This window comes from Paenibacillus sp. J45TS6 (assembly GCF_018403285.1).
Taxonomy (GTDB): Bacteria; Bacillota; Bacilli; order Paenibacillales; family Paenibacillaceae; genus Paenibacillus.
This window is the reverse complement of the sequence record NZ_BOSJ01000005.1, coordinates 1-16,625: the sequence shown is the minus strand read 5'-3', so window position 1 is coordinate 16,625 and position 16,625 is coordinate 1. Positions and strand designations below refer to the sequence as shown.

The following is a 16,625-nucleotide window of genomic DNA, read 5'->3' as shown; positions in this document are numbered from 1 at the left end:
GTTAACCTCTCTCCTTATAGAAATGAGTCCATACTTTCATTTCCGATATGAACAAGCTGCTTTGAATGTATTGCATGAGAAAAGCATACCAAGAACGGTAATAAGATTCTTTGCTAATAAGCTCATTATGCTTGTCCATTCAGCTCATTTTGCGTGAATTGCTTTCGATATTCCGAAGGCGAGAGTCCAAACTGCTGCTTAAACACTTTGGAGAAGTGGGCGATATTTTCAAAACCAATGGTGTAGCATATATCTGTGACGGAGAGCGTCGTTTCTAACAACAGCTTCTTGGCTTCATTGAGCCTACGGTTGCGAATCCACTTCAAAGGGGACGTATGATACGTTGCCTGAAACTCTCTTTTAAACGTCGACAGACTTCTACCCGACATATAAGCAAGATCATGAAGCGAAACGGGATTCGCGAAATTCTCCTCCATTATTCTGCCAATACTATGATTTTTATTATTATTCGAATACAGCAGCTGATATAAAAAACGTTCATTTGAATCTGCCAGATGAAATAACAATTCCATCATTTTCACCTTAACCAGTCCATCACTGACGTTCTCAGGCTTTTCAAGATAGGGCTGTAACGACTCGAAATATGATTGAGTAAGTTCATTAACAGGAATGATGGATACGGGTATAAAATCATCTACAGGGGTAATTAGTTTCACATCAGCGAATTGGATGAATTCTTCCAGCAACTGCTCATTCAGGAAAAACATTATGTAATCAAGCGTGTAATCTGAACCGAATTCTCCCGATTTATCGTACTCAATTAGAGTCGATTGATGAATAAATATCATCTCATTGCTCCGAACAGTGTATTCCCTTTTGTTAAAGCGAACCGTATAAATGCCCGACTTTACGAACAGCAATAGATGATCCTTTAGAAAGAAGGCTCCCTTTTTACCTTGTGTATGCAAGCAGAAAGTAATAACGGTTAACCCGTTCTGATGTAAGCTTCCTTTTTTGTCAGGTGCTTTTTCCATTTCTTGCGGTGCCTTAATTGTCTTTCTAACTTTTATAGACATATGCAGAGTCCCGCCTTTTTTATCTTTTACCTATAGAATAACAAGAATAAGGAATAGATACTTAACTATTAGGCTCAAATTATTTGTTTATTTAGCTCAGTTGCTAATCATGTTCCACATCTGTAAAAAAAGAACTGTCCCTCCGTAGAAAATCTACATTAGGACAGCCCTCTAATCAGGATCTATTATTCAATTATTCAATTTTAATTATAGTTTGTTGATAGCCACTGAACCGTGCTCAAGGATAACTTACCTGCTCCTGCACCATCCGTAGCCGTTAATCTTGCCTGAAGTCCCGCAGGATCTTCTGCTGTGTAACTGTACGGCAATACACTAAAACCGTTCCAAGAAAAAGGGATTACTGCTGCTGGAACTGGTGAGAGTGGACTACCAGCATCCTCACTTCCACCTCTATACTGAATTTCATCCAGCTCATAGATCGTATCTACGGCTGTAATTTTACCTGTATATTTACTTTGAGTCGCACTCACCTGATTGTTACGAAGCGGGTACTGAACACCACGAATAACGGATTTTTCTAGTAACACTGAACCATTTTCAGTTGAGATAGCACCATTGCTAGTGATTCCAAAATGATACCCTTTAGCAGAAATGGCCTTAGCCATATCCGATGTAATGCTATTCTTCATTGTCCAAGCTTCCGCATTATCCATGACAATGTTGTATGCATGCACGTTACCTCCTCGTAAGCGAGGCATACGGTCCTGAATATCTTTATAATAATTGTGATGCAAGGTGACTTCTAGATCTGGATTATCTGTAGCAAACTCGTTAGCTCCAATGAGATGCCCTTTCTTCTGACTTGCTGCGACCGCGATAATCTGTTCTTTGCTCATTCCGACAGAACTGCTTCTCAAATAAGCGTACATCGGATAAGCTGTTTTATTCGCTTCAAGCGCATTGATCTGCTGCGTAACCCAGCTGTTCGAACTCTGATCATCCCCTACAAATGAAGACCAAGAGATCGTTACACCATTACTTCCTTTTTTAATATCGATAAGTCCGTCATAGGCTTTATGGAATGTCGTATGATCGATCCAGATATTACTGCTATTTTCAACCGTAATGTAATCCCAATCGTTCTTATCGTAATCGCCTTTCGAGGCTTCGTCCCACTCCCACAACTCGTCAAATTCCAAATTGCGAATAATGATGTTGTTACTCCGTTTAAAAGTAAAGGCAGCATGTTTAATAGTTGCTCCGCTCGACGAAAAAATCGTCAGTCCATCAAAACTATCGATGTTTATTTTGCTTACCCCTGTCTCCTTCAATACTGGGTGTGTCAGTGCTGCATTATGTGCGCTAAAAGGTGCTGCCTTAGCTGCATCAGGAATCTCATTCCAGCCAAGATCCAAATCATTCATGATCTCTATGACCTTATATTTCGAACCTTTCTTCAAGGCTAGAGCGAGATCCGAAGCATTGTATACCTTAACATAGCGAGGATCCGTGTCTGCAATTTGACCTCCACCTGTAGTTCCCGTTGCAAAGCCACCCAGATTGTATTCACTAAGTGCATATGTATCATCTGGTGTCTCCGCTGGCGGATCTACTGGTGGAACTACTGGTGGATCAACTGGCGTTTCCGTTGGTGGGTCGATCGGTGTGCCAGGTGAAGGCTCTGGTAAGGAAGAGATTACATCTGAAATCTTCACATTGTCGTACATTGCAGCAGATTTCAAAGTTACGAGCCCCACACTTCCCTGCGTTAGATCCGTATCTGTAGCGGAAAGCTCCAATACATCATTTACATACATATTAATCGTTGCACCGTTCATTTCAAGTTTAATGTGATACCACTCATTTGTCTTAAGCTCATAGTCAGCTTTGGTGACTAATGTCGTTGACGAACCTTTGACTTTTTTACGAATCTCCAGTTTCCCGCCAGCATTGTTAAACAGCGAAGCTGCATAGTAATTGTTTGCATCTGTGTATCGTCCAGCTACATAAGTACGGGTAGAACCATTAAAATCAGTGATTTTCACATCTGCTGTAACGGAATAATCCCTCCAATCCAGATCACCCGCAGAAGTTCGACCTTCACTACTACTTGATTGATAATACACCGCACCCCCCTGATCACTAACGACGGACCAACTCCCACTTGTGGCAATCCAATTTGAATCACCTTCCTCAAAGGTATCCAGAAACGGTTCACTGGCTAGAACTGGCTGAATTACAAAGGTGGTAAGCACAAGAATGATGCTCAGCGCCAGAATTACCATTTTGTTAAACTTTTTTCGTATACGCATAAAATAACTCCTCTCATATTCCATTCTTTTATCGGTCATAAGAACGCTTACAGATATAGGCTGGAAGTATTATTAATTCAAATCAACATATATTGCCAATTATCTTAAACTCAGTTTATTTATCACTTGAATTTAATATGCAAGTATCCAGAGAATAAAAAAGAAGAAATACAGATATCTGCATTTCTTCCCGATGGTCAAACTTATAAAAGAAGCTCATAAATATTGAATTATCAATAAAACGTAACTGAAAATTCTGTGGATGGATTTCATCACATCAGCGTATAAGTTCTATCTTATTACTGTCATTAAACTCACTTATAATAGTCTCAGCTACGAGTCCCCCTTCTTGGTTAAATCCTTTAATTTCTATAGGAGGAACACTAGACGAAGGTATATTCACAAACCAGATCGTTTTTTCCGAATCAATATCTACTAGTTTGGCCTTATGCACTCCACTTTCCTTGGTCTCGGCCGTTATACTTTTTATAGACGGGTCCAAAACATTGCCGATGACCATGGGGAAAGGGGTAGATAACTTATCTATTTTAGACATACTCATATAAATGAGAGCAGCATTTGATTTTGATGAACCAAATCCTCCGCCCCATACCCATTTCCATCCGAGCCCTGCTTTCCTTACAAACTCCACCTGAAGATTCGTTGTATCCTCTTTTTCGGGATGATTCATGAAAACTAGCACTCCCTCTTCAACAGGCTCTTGATAAATGACTCGGTTAGGTGAATCGTTCCCTCTGAATTTTTGGACAGCCTCTTCAGGAGTCTTGCCAAGTGGAATCTTGATTGAACTCGTCATTCCTAAAGCCTTGGATGTACGATAATCTGAAAACCCGCCTGGTCGATCATTGAGGAACATGATAAAAAAGAAAAGGAGTACGCTAAGAAGAACAATGGTTATTATCCAAATTAATCGTTTGTATCTTTTAAAAATTTCCATATCTCCGCCTCCAAAAACATTATTCCTTACTAACTAAAGGTCAAGGTCAGGTCAAGCTCATGCTTACTCTTGTTAAAACTGACATATCGTTCATTTAATCTAACGCAAAATATTGCGTGAAGTTACACAACAAAGGTTGTAAACATTGCGAAAATAAAAAAAGAAGAAATACAGAAAACCTGTATCTCCTCTTTTCATACCAATAACTATTTATTTTCTTTTGTATAAAGTGTTTCTTGAGCAACTTGTGCTAATTCCTCTGCTTTGTTGCTGATCTCCATAATTGTTGCTGAGAATTCTTGAATCGTTATAGCCTGGGTATCTGTTAATGCGTGGATATCGGAAAAAGCATGATTTAATAGCATCAGAAGTTCCTGAATGTTATTCGTAATGCCATTAATCTGATTCACATTCTCTTTAGAACTTGTCGCCAGTTTTCGAATCTCGTCGGCTACGACAGAGAAACCTCTTCCCACTTCTCCAGCTCTTGCTGCTTCTATAGCTGCATTAAGTCCTAACATGTTACTCTGATCTGATATCTCCTTAACCACACCAGAGATCTTACCAATCTGCTGCGCACTGGAACTAACGTCATCCATTTGGCTTGTTATGCCGCTCACCCGATCGTTAAGGTGGGTTACCGACTGACTGATGTCTTCGATAGATGCCGTAGTCTGTTCGACAATAGCGGAGAAACTTTCTGCCATTTCAAACAGTTTATTCGCTTTTTCTAGACTGGTACCCATTCCCACACCGCCAATAACATTCCCCTGTTCATCATGTAAGGGTATTGCACGGGCAGCCAGCGGAAATCCAAATAATTCTTTTGGAACAACCGCCGAAAGCTCGGTATTATCCCTAATCGCATTGGTTACAATATCCCCTTCTACCAAAGGGTCGCCAGGAGTGACATTCAGTGAGAACGTATTGCCTGGAATGTTAATGATCAGCTTTTCGGTATCATAAATACCAATCGTAATGTCATCATTGGTTAGTCTTTTCAATAGGGGTGCGATCTTTACGAAAGCTCTAATCAGTTCGTGCTGCGTGTGATCTTCTGATTCCTGATTCATGGTATCTCCCCCTACCCATTAATACGGAAAACTTCTTTGTCCGTAGTTGACTGAAATCCATTTCATCGTAGTGAATTCATCCAAGCTCCATTGTCCATTCAAACGGCCCATCCCTGATTGTTTCTCGCCGCCAAATGCTACAATCGGTTCGTCATTAATCGTAATATCATTTACATGAATCATGCCTGTGTGAACTTTCTTCGCCATTTCTACTCCGCGCTCAACATTGGATGTATGAATGGCTCCGCTAAGTCCAAACGGTGTATCGTTAGCTATTGCAATTCCTTCTTCTTCGGTCTCAAACGGAATAATACATACAACCGGGCCAAACAACTCTTCTTGAGCTACTGCCATATCCGTCTTCACATTAACAAGAACGGTCGGCTCTACCATTCTGCCCGTGATTTTGCCTTCTACAAGAAGTTCTGCGCCTTGTTCAATACCTTTTGCTATGAGTTTTTGAAGTGTCTCTGCTTGACGATGATTGATAACCGGACCAATTACCGTCTGCGGATCACTCGGATCACCAGTCGTTAACGAAGTGACTTTCTCTTTGAATTTAGCTACAAACTCTTTATATACTGAGTTTTGTACAACAATTCGGTTTGCACACATACAAATTTGGCCTTGATGTGTAAATCTGCTGAACGTTGCAGCTTGTACTGCATAATCAATATCTGCATCTTCCAAAATAATAAACGCACTGTTTCCGCCCAGTTCAAGCAGCGGTTTTTTATAGTTTTTAACGGCCAGTTGACCAATATAACTTCCGACTTTTGTCGATCCAGTAAATGAGATAATTCTTGGAATTGGATGTTCTACAAATGCATCGCCAATCTCTTTAATATCGGTAACAACCACATTTAATAGCCCTTTTGGTAATCCTGCTTCTTCGAAGATTTTACCAATGAGAGTTCCACCCGTGATTGGTGTATCCTCATGTGGTTTCAATACTACGCCATTACCGGCACCGAGTGCAGGTGCTACAGATTTCATGGACAAGAAGAATGGGAAGTTAAATGGACTAATTACTCCCACCACACCTGCTGGGCTTCTATACAATCTGTTTTCCTTACCATCTTCCGTAGAAGGTAAAATCTTGCCTTCCATACGAATTGGGAATGTAGCTGCTTCTTTAATCATATTTTTCACTAGGCCAATCTCAAAAGCTGCTTTCATACGCGTTCCACCCAGTTCTTGAATGATCAGGGATGTAATTTCTTCTTCATTTGCTTCTATGTATGTAACTGCTTTTTCTATAATATCTCTTTTTTTGTATGCGTTAACTTTATCCCATTCGAGTTTTGCTTGGTGTGCTGCTTGATATGCATCATCAATATCAGCGACATTCGCTATATGGAACGTAGTAATAACTTCATCATTATATGGATTGATATCAGGTAATGTTTTTTCACTCTTACCATCTCTCCATACCCCATTAATAAATTGTTTTCCTAAGTCTGTAAACTGCATTTTCTTCCTCCTATGTAAACTCTATTAAGTTAGTATTATTTATATATCGACATCATGCAGGTAGTTGTTAAGACCCATTTTAAAATTCATTTTAGAATGAGTTATATTATTATATTTCGATTAATGCCAAGTATATGTTTTTATTACCTTCAAATGTATATTGAAAGCTGTTTATTGAATATTAAAAAAGCCGCCGTGATGGCGACTTATCCAGGATTTCTCCATATAGATTTCATCTGAAGTCTTGTATTGTAATATCCATTTATAGTTTCAGCAGTTTTTCTGCATTTATATGAGATATCTTTTCTTTATCCAGATTACGAATTGGGGCATTTTCTATAAAAGCTCGTGCCTCTTCATTCTTGATGAAAGGGTAATCTACAGAATACATAATTCGATCTGCTCCCATAATCTCCATGTTCATCATCAGCTGTGGGATACTCCACATACCGCTTGGCGTAACGTACATATGGCTCGTAAAATACTCCGATACACTGCGCTGAAGGTGCTTCGCCGCCTCAGACAGAGTGGAGTCCATTCTATCCAAAAATGGAGGAATCATTTCTCCCCAATGACCTAGAATGATTTGCAAATTAGGATACTCATCAAAAATACCGCCAAGAATCATACGCATGGCATGAATACCTGTTTCGGCATGCCATCCAAAACCTGACGTGGCAAAGCGAGTGCTGACAAGCGGATCAAAACTACCATAATAAGATTCCTGTATTTCCTTCGATATTAACGAAGGATGTAAGAAGAGGGGAACGTCCAGAGCAGACGCTGCTTCAAGAATAGGACGAAATTTCACATGATCAAGAAACAGTCCATCCGTACGTCCATTTATCATAAATCCTTTGAAATTCAGCTGACGAACGGCTCGTTCTAATTCAAGTGCAGCCTGTTCCGGTGCAGCGGTAGGTAACATGGCAAATCCAACAAAACGATCAGGATGTGCTTTTATGGCGTCTGCCAAATAATCGTTAGCTTCTTTTGCGAAAAAAATAGCTTCCGATGGGGGAAGGATTTGTGCTCCCGGAGCTGAATACGACAGACACTGAATGTCGATGCCATTCGCGTCCATATTTGCTAGGCGAAGGCTTCCCATATCGATCAGCTCTTCCTGACTGGGTGAGCCTCCTAGTCCATTATTGCCATAAGCTTCATAAAAGTGAGGTGACAATTTTTCAACCTGTTTTTGAATATCTGCATTCAGTGCAGGGTTAGTAAAGTGTTCTTCAAGCGCAATGATTTTCAATTATCACACCAACCAGTCTATTAATGTATGTATTTCTATCGATGTAAGTAGCGGTAATGACCTTTATTCAAAAAAATTTTTCTGTTTAAATAATTTGATAAGGTAAATTGGAGAATTTGTATTTCTTATCATTATCTTTCATTTTAACGGTTACCGGGAAGATGGTAGCTTTCTGACTCGTTGGCAACCAGATCCGGTCTGTAACCACTACAATAAATAGTCCATGTTCATCCCCAACAGGCTGAAATATGGAGCGATCCCCTTTCCATAAAGGCAGGTTCATGTCTGCTTCTAATGCAGAAACTACGCTTTCCACATCCGGAACGGGTAATCCCACTTCACTAACACATAGAATATCTTCATTCGTAAATTCATGGGAAGAAACACTTTTACTCTTAATATTATGGCGAGCGATAAATTCAACAATGTTCCCTGCCGGATCACAAAAATAGACAGCGTGAGCGTTCCAACTTTCAAACTTGAACTCATCTTGCGACTCGTCTTTCAGCAAAGTAACCCGTTCTGACAAATATGCCTTGGCAAGTTTGAACTTGTCCTCATTAATATTCACTGCGAAGTGATAAAAAGGTTTCTCTTCCTCTGCTTCGGTTAGAACAAATGTGAGATTCGTTTGCCCAACAGCAACTGTAAAGGAATTGGTATCTTCTTTTACTAAACCGAACCCTAAGGTATGGACATAAAATGTTTTCAAATCCTCTAATTCGTGAGTATTCAATATAACCTCTTCAAAAATCAAGATTCACCACACCATTCCTATGATATTTAAATATTTCATATTTCTAATTTAACATAATTGGAGCGAGCCAGATGTTCTACTGTCGAACTTTTCTAACGAATACATTAAAAACATCAGATATGATTTGTCTTCTAGCGAATACGACTAAAACTTATCGTTCGAAAATCTGTATGATTGTAGCTTTGCCATTTCTCACCTCAACTTCAGCTGCTGCTCCGTTCACCAAAGTAATCTGAGGTGGCATATGCCCACAGTCTATATCGTAGACGATAGGGATACCCAGTTCTGCCCCAATTTCTTCGTATACATCCAGTACATCATAACCTTCTACTGGCTTATTCGCATGGCTTCGTCCAAATAAAATACCACTGCAATGTGCAAACCAACCTGCCAGTTTCATTTGAATAAGAGACCTTCGAAGGTCCGTTGCACTGAGTTCACAATTTTCTAGATACCAAAGAATCGGTTCACCATGTATATACTGACGCTGAAATGTCTCAACATCACCGTAAGGAGTCCCTATCAAATGCCGGATCACATCAATGCAGCCACCTAGTAAACGACCACGCAGAGTCACATCAGATCCTAAAGTTGTCTTCCACTCGGTAGGTTCTGTTAATTCGAAAATACAGGGTGAAGGCTCCTCATGTTTCCATTTCTTCTGATATCGTTCTGAAGAGATTTGCTGATTTGTTTTACCCGGCCGTGTAGCTAGAACCGTTTCCCACATGGCAGTCGTCTCGTCCGAATATATTCCTCTTATATCCATCAGATTTGTACCATGCGCTGTAGCAATACCCGTCATTAGCGTAATAGCCAGCAGCAACACACTAGTATCTGAGTAACCCAGGATCCACTTTGGTTGAATTCGTTCATATCCAATCTGATCCACGATCTCAATTAATAACTCCCCGCCCCAAGGCGGAAAAATCATACCGATTTTGTCATTCTGCAAAAAATCATTAAGTTCATCTGCACGTATGCTGGCAGATGCTGATTTTGCTTTGTGCTGAGCCCACACCGTTTGACCGCAAACCACGCGGTATCCTTTCCCCTCTAGACGAAGGACTGCCTGCTCAAGCAGTTTATGTAGTGTATTCTCAACTCCCGATGAAGGTGCAGTTACTCCAATGGTCGTTCCTTTTTCTAAAAACGGCTACTGAATCATCGGATTCCTCCCATTTCTATTTTTTAGTGGATTTTTAATTTTTTCGATATTATAATCTATCTTTTTTTAGAATAATATGTTTTTTTGTTTTTAATACTAAGTTAATGAGATAGATATCAAATAAGGTTGGTTATAGGAGGAGTAGATAGAAACGATATAGATCTTATTATTGTGAATTTTTCATATGTTGAAATAATAATATTAATGGTAGGTTATGCCTCTGAGTAGAAATCAAGAATTAACCTTATATGAAAAATTCATATAAAAAAAGCAGCCGACTATAGCGGTTGCTTTTTTTGATTTTCCTTTTAATCTGTTCTCTCCGTAGAAATATGTAGTTCTCTGTATTTGGCCGGTGTAATCCCTTCCTTTTTTCGAAACGTCGCCACAAAATGACTCACATCGTTAAAGCCAGTCTGTGCGGACACTTCTTTGAGAGTTTTATCAGGATTCATGATCATCATTTTTTTAGCTTGACGGAGACGCAGGTGGATCAGGTAAGAGTAAGGACTCATACCAAATGCATCCCGAAAAAGCTCATTCAAGTACGAAACACTCATATTCGCTTGTTCCACCATCTCAGCCAGTCCCACGTTCGATGAAAAATGCTCTTCCATCCATCGCACAACGGGACGAAGTTTATCATAATATTGAGATAATGAGGGCTGTTCGTCACGCATACCGTAATTTCTGAGCAGCATAAGAAAACGATAGAGTGCTGTAGATAATTCCATTCCAGAGAGCTCCGTACCCCAGTCCGCTTTATGAATCATCTCTTCCATGAGAGATACGAAAGATGCACCTTCTGAATCGATAGAATAAATTGCAGAAGTATTCATATCAAGCGAGTTCAGTACAGCTTCAGCAGCAGTGCCGCCGAATGTAATGTATACGGTTACCCATCGATCCGATGCAGGGGAATAGGAATGAGGTGTGAATGGGGTGAGCAGTACTCCTTGACCTGATGTCAGCAGGAAGCGTTCTCCCCCCATTTCCATACTTCCTTCCCCTTCCAAAGTATATAGCCAGTGATAATACGGGTATCCGTCTGTTCGTGTAAATATCCGTTCCCAAGCACTATATCCAATCGTTTCAACAAATAATGGAAGTGAGCGCTCTATTGTATTAAATACACATCTTTTGTTCTCGTCGCCCCAGTTCATCTTCTCCTCCCCCTTAAATAGATCCTTCAATATTCATATGATAACAAAAAAAATCCAAGTAAAGAGCTCAAAACAACTCTATACTTGGATTATTTCGATTCTTTTATTTTAGAAATACATCTAATGAAGCAAGCGCCTTACCCTCAAAATCGAACAATCCTTGGTTGGCCCAATGATTTCCCATTTCCGAGACATCGTTGCCATATTTCATACCGGCCAAACTTGCCCAGCTCGTCCCTTTTACCGGCAGCCACGCCGGCTCCCAGTATACAATACCGAGACCTTTTCCGTCAGGAACTTTACGGACTGTCTCCATTAAATCTTGAAGAAACTGCCCCTGGCCTTCCACTGTTGGCGGGTATCCAGCAATCTTGGACATTTCTTCTGTGAAAATATCTGCTCCAGACAAACTTTCCGTCGTATGTCCATAAGCCGTTTCTACAACAAGCACCTCTTTATTAAAGCGAGCACTGATATCTTCCAAATTAAACTGTAAATCTTCGAGACCGCCATGCCAGATCGGATAGTAAGATAACCCGATAATATCATAATCTACGTTACGTTTACTCATTTCATCAAACCATGTGCGGTATAATACATTTTGCCCACCGGCATCAAGGTGCAAAATAATTTTCATAGGTCCTGCTTCTCTCGCTGCCCGCACCCCTGCTTTCAAGAATGCTGCAAGAGAATCGTACGACTTACCCCACTCCGCTGCTTCTGTTTCTTCAAAACTTTGCTTCTCAGGAACATAGTTAGGTGTTTTACCTTCTGGCCAAAGCATGCCGTTTGTTGTCTCATTCCCGATTTGTACCAGATCCGGCATGACATCACACAGTCTGCATACTTCAAGCACTTCCCTGGTATAGCGATATACTTCCTCTTCCAACCTATCACCTGTATAAGACTGCCAAGCCTTTGGCTTGTCTTGTTTCTTGGGATCTGCCCAAAAATCACTGTAATGAAAATCCAGCATAAATTGCATTCCGTGTGCTTTTGCTCTTTTTGCCAGTTCAATCGTCGTCTCCAGATCATTCGTGCCGCCCATATATGGCTTACCTTCTTCATCATATGGGTTCACCCACAAGCGCAATCGAACCGTATTGAGTCCTTTTATTTGTAATATTTCGAATAAGTCTTTTTGTTCCTCACCTAGATAATATCTCCCTCCGAAGTCTTCAACTTCTTTCAGCATGGAGATGTCTGCACCTTTAACAAACAAACGAGTCATAAAGTTCTTCCCTTCTATGTGTCAATTCACATATTATAAAGCGTTTTCAGGTAGAGTTGATATATAAAAAACGATGGGTAAATGGTATAAGAATATGATGTATTCAAGATGTTAAAAAACATGAAAAAGGACGAAATACCAGGGTAGTCCCTGAATATTCGTCCTTATTTTCTTTTATTCAAAAAGTAATTCCAAGGCTCTCTTTCGAAAACTTATCCACCGAAAAAGAAGTCGATGATATTCGAAGCCTTCGAGGATTTCTTGTTATAGAATTCGGAATACCCGCAATTTTTGCAGTAAACTACAATAAATTGATTATTTTGTATATCAAACATTTTTGATAATCCAGTACCTGTCATCGCAACTTCTTTGGTGTCCGCTTCCAAACCTCCGCATTTAAAACAACCTCTTCCACTCATTTAAAATCGCCTCCTATTTATATAGTTATGAATACGAATTGGAATCATTTCAGGTTTCAATCTCTATCTTGGAAATTTGGAATAAAGAGTCATACATGACTCTTAAAAACATTTGACAATTCTATATATTGATATAAAATTATAAACACAGTCTATATATAGTATAAAATCAATGCCTTTTTTATCAATCAAGGGGGATAAGATATTGTTAATTGTTTATGATTCCATGACTGGGAATGTAAAAAGATTCATATCGAAGCTGTCACTTCCGGCGGTTCAAATTCAGAATCAAATGACGATTGATGAACCCTACGTACTCATCACATATACGACAGGTTTTGGACAGATACCTGAGAAGGTGTCTTCTTTTTTGCAAAAAAACTCAAAATACCTGATTGGCGTTGCTGCCAGCGGTAACCGCAATTGGGGTGAACGTTTTGCCAAAAGTGCAGATTTAATATCCGCATCTTATAACGTTCCTGTTATTAGTAAATTCGAATTATCCGGTACAAAAAGTGATGTTGAATATTTTAAACAAGAGGTGAGCCGCATTGCGTCATATTGAATTAAACAACATGTTACTACAGCGTGACTCTGATGGTTTCTTTCAATTACATAAAGACAAAGAAGCTGTAGAGGAATTCATGAAAGAAGTAAAAAGTAAAAGTCTGCAATTTGCGAGTATCGATGAGCAGATTAAATATATGATTGAACAAGATTATTACGAAGATTTTTATGCTGTCTATACCCTGGATGAAGTTAGAACCGTATTTGAAATTACACACGGCTATGGTTACCAGTTCCCTTCCTACATGGCAGCATCCAAGTTCTATACGGACTATGCACTTCGAAGCCGTGACCGAAAAACCTACCTTGAATCGTATGCTGATCGTGTAGCGGCAGTCGCTCTTCATCTAGGGCGAGGTAACTTTGATACGGCTTGTTTGTTGTCTCGTTCAATGATGGAGCAGCGCCTTCAGCCTGCAACTCCCACATTTTTAAATGCAGGAAAAAGTCGGCGTGGTGAACTCGTTTCTTGCTTCCTGCTTGAAATGGATGATGCACTCAACTCGATTAACTATGTACTGAACACTTGTATGCAATTATCCAAAATTGGCGGCGGCGTTGCGGTTAACTTATCCAAACTGCGTGCTCGCGGGGAAGCTATTAAGGGTGTTGAAGGTGCTGCTAAAGGAATTACGCCTGTTCTGAAACTGATGGAAGATGGTTTCTCTTATGCAGACCAGATGGGACAACGCAAAGGTTCGGGAGCAGCTTATTATAATATTTTTGGCTGGGATGTAATGGAGTTCCTCGATAGCAAAAAAATCAATGCAGATGAGAAAATCCGTCTAAAAACCCTTTCGATTGGACTTATTGTTCCGAATCGTTTTTATAAGCTCGCTCAAGATAATGAGCCGCTCTATGTTTTCGCTCCTTATAGTGTATATAAGAATTATGGAACACATTTAGATGATATGGATCTTGACGTGATGTATGACACGCTGCTGGCTGACGATCGTGTGAAGAAGAAAAAAGTCATGGGTGCTCGCGATATGCTGACCAAAATAGCGATGGTTCAGCTTGAATCCGGCTATCCGTATATCGTCAATAAAACAAACGCGAATCAAGCTCATCCGCTAAAAAATGTAGGACAAGTAAAAATGTCAAACCTCTGTACAGAGATTTTCCAACTGCAGGAAACTTCTGAAATTACGGATTACGGTCAGCCCGACATGATCCGCAAAGATATTAGCTGCAACCTCGCTTCTCTTAATATCGTGAATGTGATGGAGAGCGGCAAGCTCAAGGAATCAGTTCATGAAGGTATGATTGCACTGACCTCTGTCAGCGATATGACTCATATTGACAATGCTCCAGGTGTCGCAAAAGCAAATGCTGAAATGCATTCTGTCGGCCTCGGTGTAATGAATCTTCACGGCTATTTTGCCAAAAACAAGATTGCTTATGAGAGCAACGAAGCCAAAGACTTTGTGCGTACCTTCTTCATGACAATGAATTATCACTCCTTGGAAAAAAGTATGGAGTTTGCTAAGCAAACGGGGCAGCGATTCTATGGATTTGAAAAATCAGATTATGCGACAGGAGTTTATTTCGATCGTTATCTAACCACCGATTACCGTCCTGTAACATCCAAAGTACAAGCATTATTTAATGGAATCTACATTCCTACTCCGGAGGATTGGGAAATACTGAAGTCTGAGGTCATGGAACATGGTCTCTATCACGCGTATCGTATGGCTATTGCTCCAACAGCAAGCATTTCTTATATCCAAAACGCAACATCCAGTGTAATGCCGATCGTAGAGCAGATTGAGACACGTACCTATGCAAATTCAACAACGTATTATCCAATGCCATACTTGCAAAAAGATAATCTCTTCTATTACAAATCGGCGTATCAGATGGATCAATTCAAAGTGATTGACTTGATTGCAGAAATTCAGCCTCACGTTGACCAAGGTATTTCGACCGTACTGCATGTGAACAGTGATGTATCGACCAGATACTTAGCTCGGTGCTACGTCTATGCTGCTCACAAAGGGCTCAAATCTCTGTATTATACACGTACTAACAAGCTAACAATGGAAGAGTGTCTTGCTTGTTCTATATAAAAAGTAATGATCTTTTAGAGCTACTGAAGATAGGAGTTTGATATAAAATGGCGGCAATTCAAGCTGTAAACTGGAATCGTGCAGATGATGAATTCACACTGATGTTCTGGAATCAGAACATCATGCAATTTTGGACCGATGATGAAATCCCTTTATCCGATGACAAAATGACCTGGGTTACGCTCAGTGAGACTGAAAAAGATGCTTATATGAAAGTTCTTGGAGGCCTTACCCTCCTAGATACCATTCAAGGGGGCGTTGGGATGCCCCAGATTATGGAGCATGTTGACGGGCTGCAGCGTAAAGCCGTTCTTAGTTTTATGGCAATGATGGAACAAATTCATGCGAAGTCGTACAGCAGTATTTTCACAACCCTGGCATCAACGGAAGAAATTGACCAAGTATTTCGCTGGGTAGAAGAGAATCCTTATCTGCAAACCAAAGCCGAAATCATTCGTGAATATTATACAAGCATAGAAACTTCAAAAGATTTATATATGGCGATGTGCGCTTCTGTCCTGCTTGAGAGCTATTTGTTCTACAGTGGTTTCTTCTATCCGCTCTATTTAGCGGGGCAAGGAAAACTAACGTGCAGTGGGGAAATCATTGATCTCATTCTACGTGACGAGAGTATTCACGGCGTATATGTTGGTGTGTTAGCACAGGAGATCTATGCCACTTTAGATGCTCAAGAACAAAGAGAGTTGTATCAGAACCTCGTCGATTTATTACAAAAGCTTCATCTCAACGAATTGCAATACACGAAAGAGGTTTATACTCCTATTGATTTAGTGGAGGATGTAGAAGTATTCTTGCGCTATAACGCGAACAAAGCGATGATGAACCTCGGTTTTGAGCCGTTATTTGAAGACGAAGAAGTGAACCCGATTGTGTTAAACGGGATTAGCACTCACACCAAACAGCATGACTTCTTCTCCAAAAAAGGAAATGGTTACATTCGTGCTTTGAAAGTAGAACCTCTGACAGATGATGATTTCAATTTTGATGAATTCGATAAATAAGAAATCAAAAAAACTCAGCCAGTTCTTCACTGAACTGAACCCCGAATGGTAGACACTTAAAAAGTGACTACCATTCGGGGTTTTTCTATTTTCTTTCTAGAAAAGTCCCGTTATACTAACATTACAATTTTTTAGAACGGAGTATTTTTCATGAGTA

General features: G+C 40.0%; 14 protein-coding genes. 3 read left to right on the top strand and 11 right to left on the bottom strand.

The features are described from left to right. Positions 1-125 precede the first annotated feature (125 nt). The 11 genes from KJS58_RS09350 to KJS58_RS09300 form a co-directional block, all read right to left on the bottom strand. A complete protein-coding gene (locus KJS58_RS09350) occupies positions 126-1,037 on the bottom strand; it encodes a helix-turn-helix domain-containing protein (RefSeq protein ID WP_213532271.1) in 912 nt (303 codons plus the stop codon). A 203-nt stretch (positions 1,038-1,240) separates the two neighbouring features. Then, positions 1,241-3,310: a pectate lyase family protein gene (locus KJS58_RS09345; RefSeq protein ID WP_249717104.1), complete on the bottom strand. Its 2,070-nt coding sequence runs from the start codon at positions 3,308-3,310 to the stop codon at positions 1,241-1,243. Positions 3,311-3,587: 277 nt separating this feature from the next. Then, complete coding sequence (locus KJS58_RS09340; protein ID WP_213532270.1) at positions 3,588-4,268, bottom strand: hypothetical protein; 681 nt, start codon at positions 4,266-4,268, stop codon at positions 3,588-3,590. Positions 4,269-4,474: 206 nt separating this feature from the next. Further along, positions 4,475-5,341 (bottom strand): methyl-accepting chemotaxis protein, encoded by an 867-nt coding sequence (locus tag KJS58_RS09335; RefSeq protein ID WP_213532269.1) that lies wholly within the window; start codon positions 5,339-5,341, stop codon positions 4,475-4,477. 18 nt (positions 5,342-5,359) lie between these two features. Next, a complete protein-coding gene (gene yfmT, locus KJS58_RS09330; RefSeq protein ID WP_213532268.1) occupies positions 5,360-6,814 on the bottom strand; it encodes a benzaldehyde dehydrogenase in 1,455 nt (484 codons plus the stop codon). 262 nt (positions 6,815-7,076) lie between these two features. After that, positions 7,077-8,072: an amidohydrolase family protein gene (locus tag KJS58_RS09325; protein WP_213532267.1), complete on the bottom strand. Its 996-nt coding sequence runs from the start codon at positions 8,070-8,072 to the stop codon at positions 7,077-7,079. Between the two features lie 85 nt (positions 8,073-8,157). Next, positions 8,158-8,808: a VOC family protein gene (locus tag KJS58_RS09320; RefSeq protein WP_332084134.1), complete on the bottom strand. Its 651-nt coding sequence runs from the start codon at positions 8,806-8,808 to the stop codon at positions 8,158-8,160. Positions 8,809-8,980: 172 nt separating this feature from the next. Beyond that, a complete protein-coding gene (locus tag KJS58_RS09315; RefSeq protein ID WP_249717157.1) occupies positions 8,981-9,961 on the bottom strand; it encodes a S66 family peptidase in 981 nt (326 codons plus the stop codon). A gap of 344 nt (positions 9,962-10,305) precedes the next feature. Continuing rightward, entirely contained in the window at positions 10,306-11,160 is an 855-nt protein-coding gene (locus KJS58_RS09310; RefSeq protein WP_213532265.1) for an AraC family transcriptional regulator, read from the bottom strand. A gap of 103 nt (positions 11,161-11,263) precedes the next feature. Beyond that, positions 11,264-12,391: a glycoside hydrolase family 53 protein gene (locus KJS58_RS09305; RefSeq protein WP_213532264.1), complete on the bottom strand. Its 1,128-nt coding sequence runs from the start codon at positions 12,389-12,391 to the stop codon at positions 11,264-11,266. Between the two features lie 212 nt (positions 12,392-12,603). Then, positions 12,604-12,810: a zinc ribbon domain-containing protein gene (locus tag KJS58_RS09300; protein WP_191799791.1), complete on the bottom strand. Its 207-nt coding sequence runs from the start codon at positions 12,808-12,810 to the stop codon at positions 12,604-12,606. A gap of 205 nt (positions 12,811-13,015) precedes the next feature. Between KJS58_RS09300 and nrdI the strand changes: the two genes are divergently transcribed. Genes nrdI through nrdF form a run of 3 tightly spaced genes read left to right on the top strand, consistent with a single transcriptional unit; the run spans position 13,016 to position 16,468 of the window. Further along, a complete protein-coding gene (nrdI, locus tag KJS58_RS09295; protein ID WP_213532263.1) occupies positions 13,016-13,375 on the top strand; it encodes a class Ib ribonucleoside-diphosphate reductase assembly flavoprotein NrdI in 360 nt (119 codons plus the stop codon). Continuing rightward, positions 13,362-15,446, top strand: a complete 2,085-nt coding sequence (gene nrdE / locus KJS58_RS09290; RefSeq protein WP_213532262.1) for a class 1b ribonucleoside-diphosphate reductase subunit alpha — start codon at positions 13,362-13,364, stop codon at positions 15,444-15,446. Before nrdI ends, nrdE begins: the two co-directional genes overlap by 14 nt. Positions 15,447-15,493: 47 nt before the next feature. After that, positions 15,494-16,468, top strand: coding sequence for a class 1b ribonucleoside-diphosphate reductase subunit beta (gene nrdF / locus KJS58_RS09285; RefSeq protein ID WP_213532261.1), 975 nt, complete (start codon positions 15,494-15,496; stop codon positions 16,466-16,468). Positions 16,469-16,625 lie beyond the last annotated feature (157 nt).

Excerpts from the sequence above, each read along its gene's own strand:
- KJS58_RS09350 (WP_213532271.1), bottom strand. The coding sequence starts at position 1,037 with ATGTCTATAAAAGTTAGAAAGACAATTAAGGCACCGCAAGAAATGGAA.
- KJS58_RS09345 (WP_249717104.1), bottom strand. The coding sequence starts at position 3,310 with ATGCGTATACGAAAAAAGTTTAACAAAATGGTAATTCTGGCGCTGAGC.
- KJS58_RS09340 (WP_213532270.1), bottom strand. The coding sequence starts at position 4,268 with ATGGAAATTTTTAAAAGATACAAACGATTAATTTGGATAATAACCATT.
- KJS58_RS09335 (WP_213532269.1), bottom strand. The coding sequence starts at position 5,341 with ATGAATCAGGAATCAGAAGATCACACGCAGCACGAACTGATTAGAGCT.
- yfmT (WP_213532268.1), bottom strand. The coding sequence starts at position 6,814 with ATGCAGTTTACAGACTTAGGAAAACAATTTATTAATGGGGTATGGAGA.
- KJS58_RS09310 (WP_213532265.1), bottom strand. The coding sequence starts at position 11,160 with ATGAACTGGGGCGACGAGAACAAAAGATGTGTATTTAATACAATAGAG.
- KJS58_RS09305 (WP_213532264.1), bottom strand. The coding sequence starts at position 12,391 with ATGACTCGTTTGTTTGTTAAAGGTGCAGACATCTCCATGCTGAAAGAA.
- KJS58_RS09300 (WP_191799791.1), bottom strand. The coding sequence starts at position 12,810 with ATGAGTGGAAGAGGTTGTTTTAAATGCGGAGGTTTGGAAGCGGACACC.
- nrdF (WP_213532261.1), top strand. The coding sequence starts at position 15,494 with ATGGCGGCAATTCAAGCTGTAAACTGGAATCGTGCAGATGATGAATTC.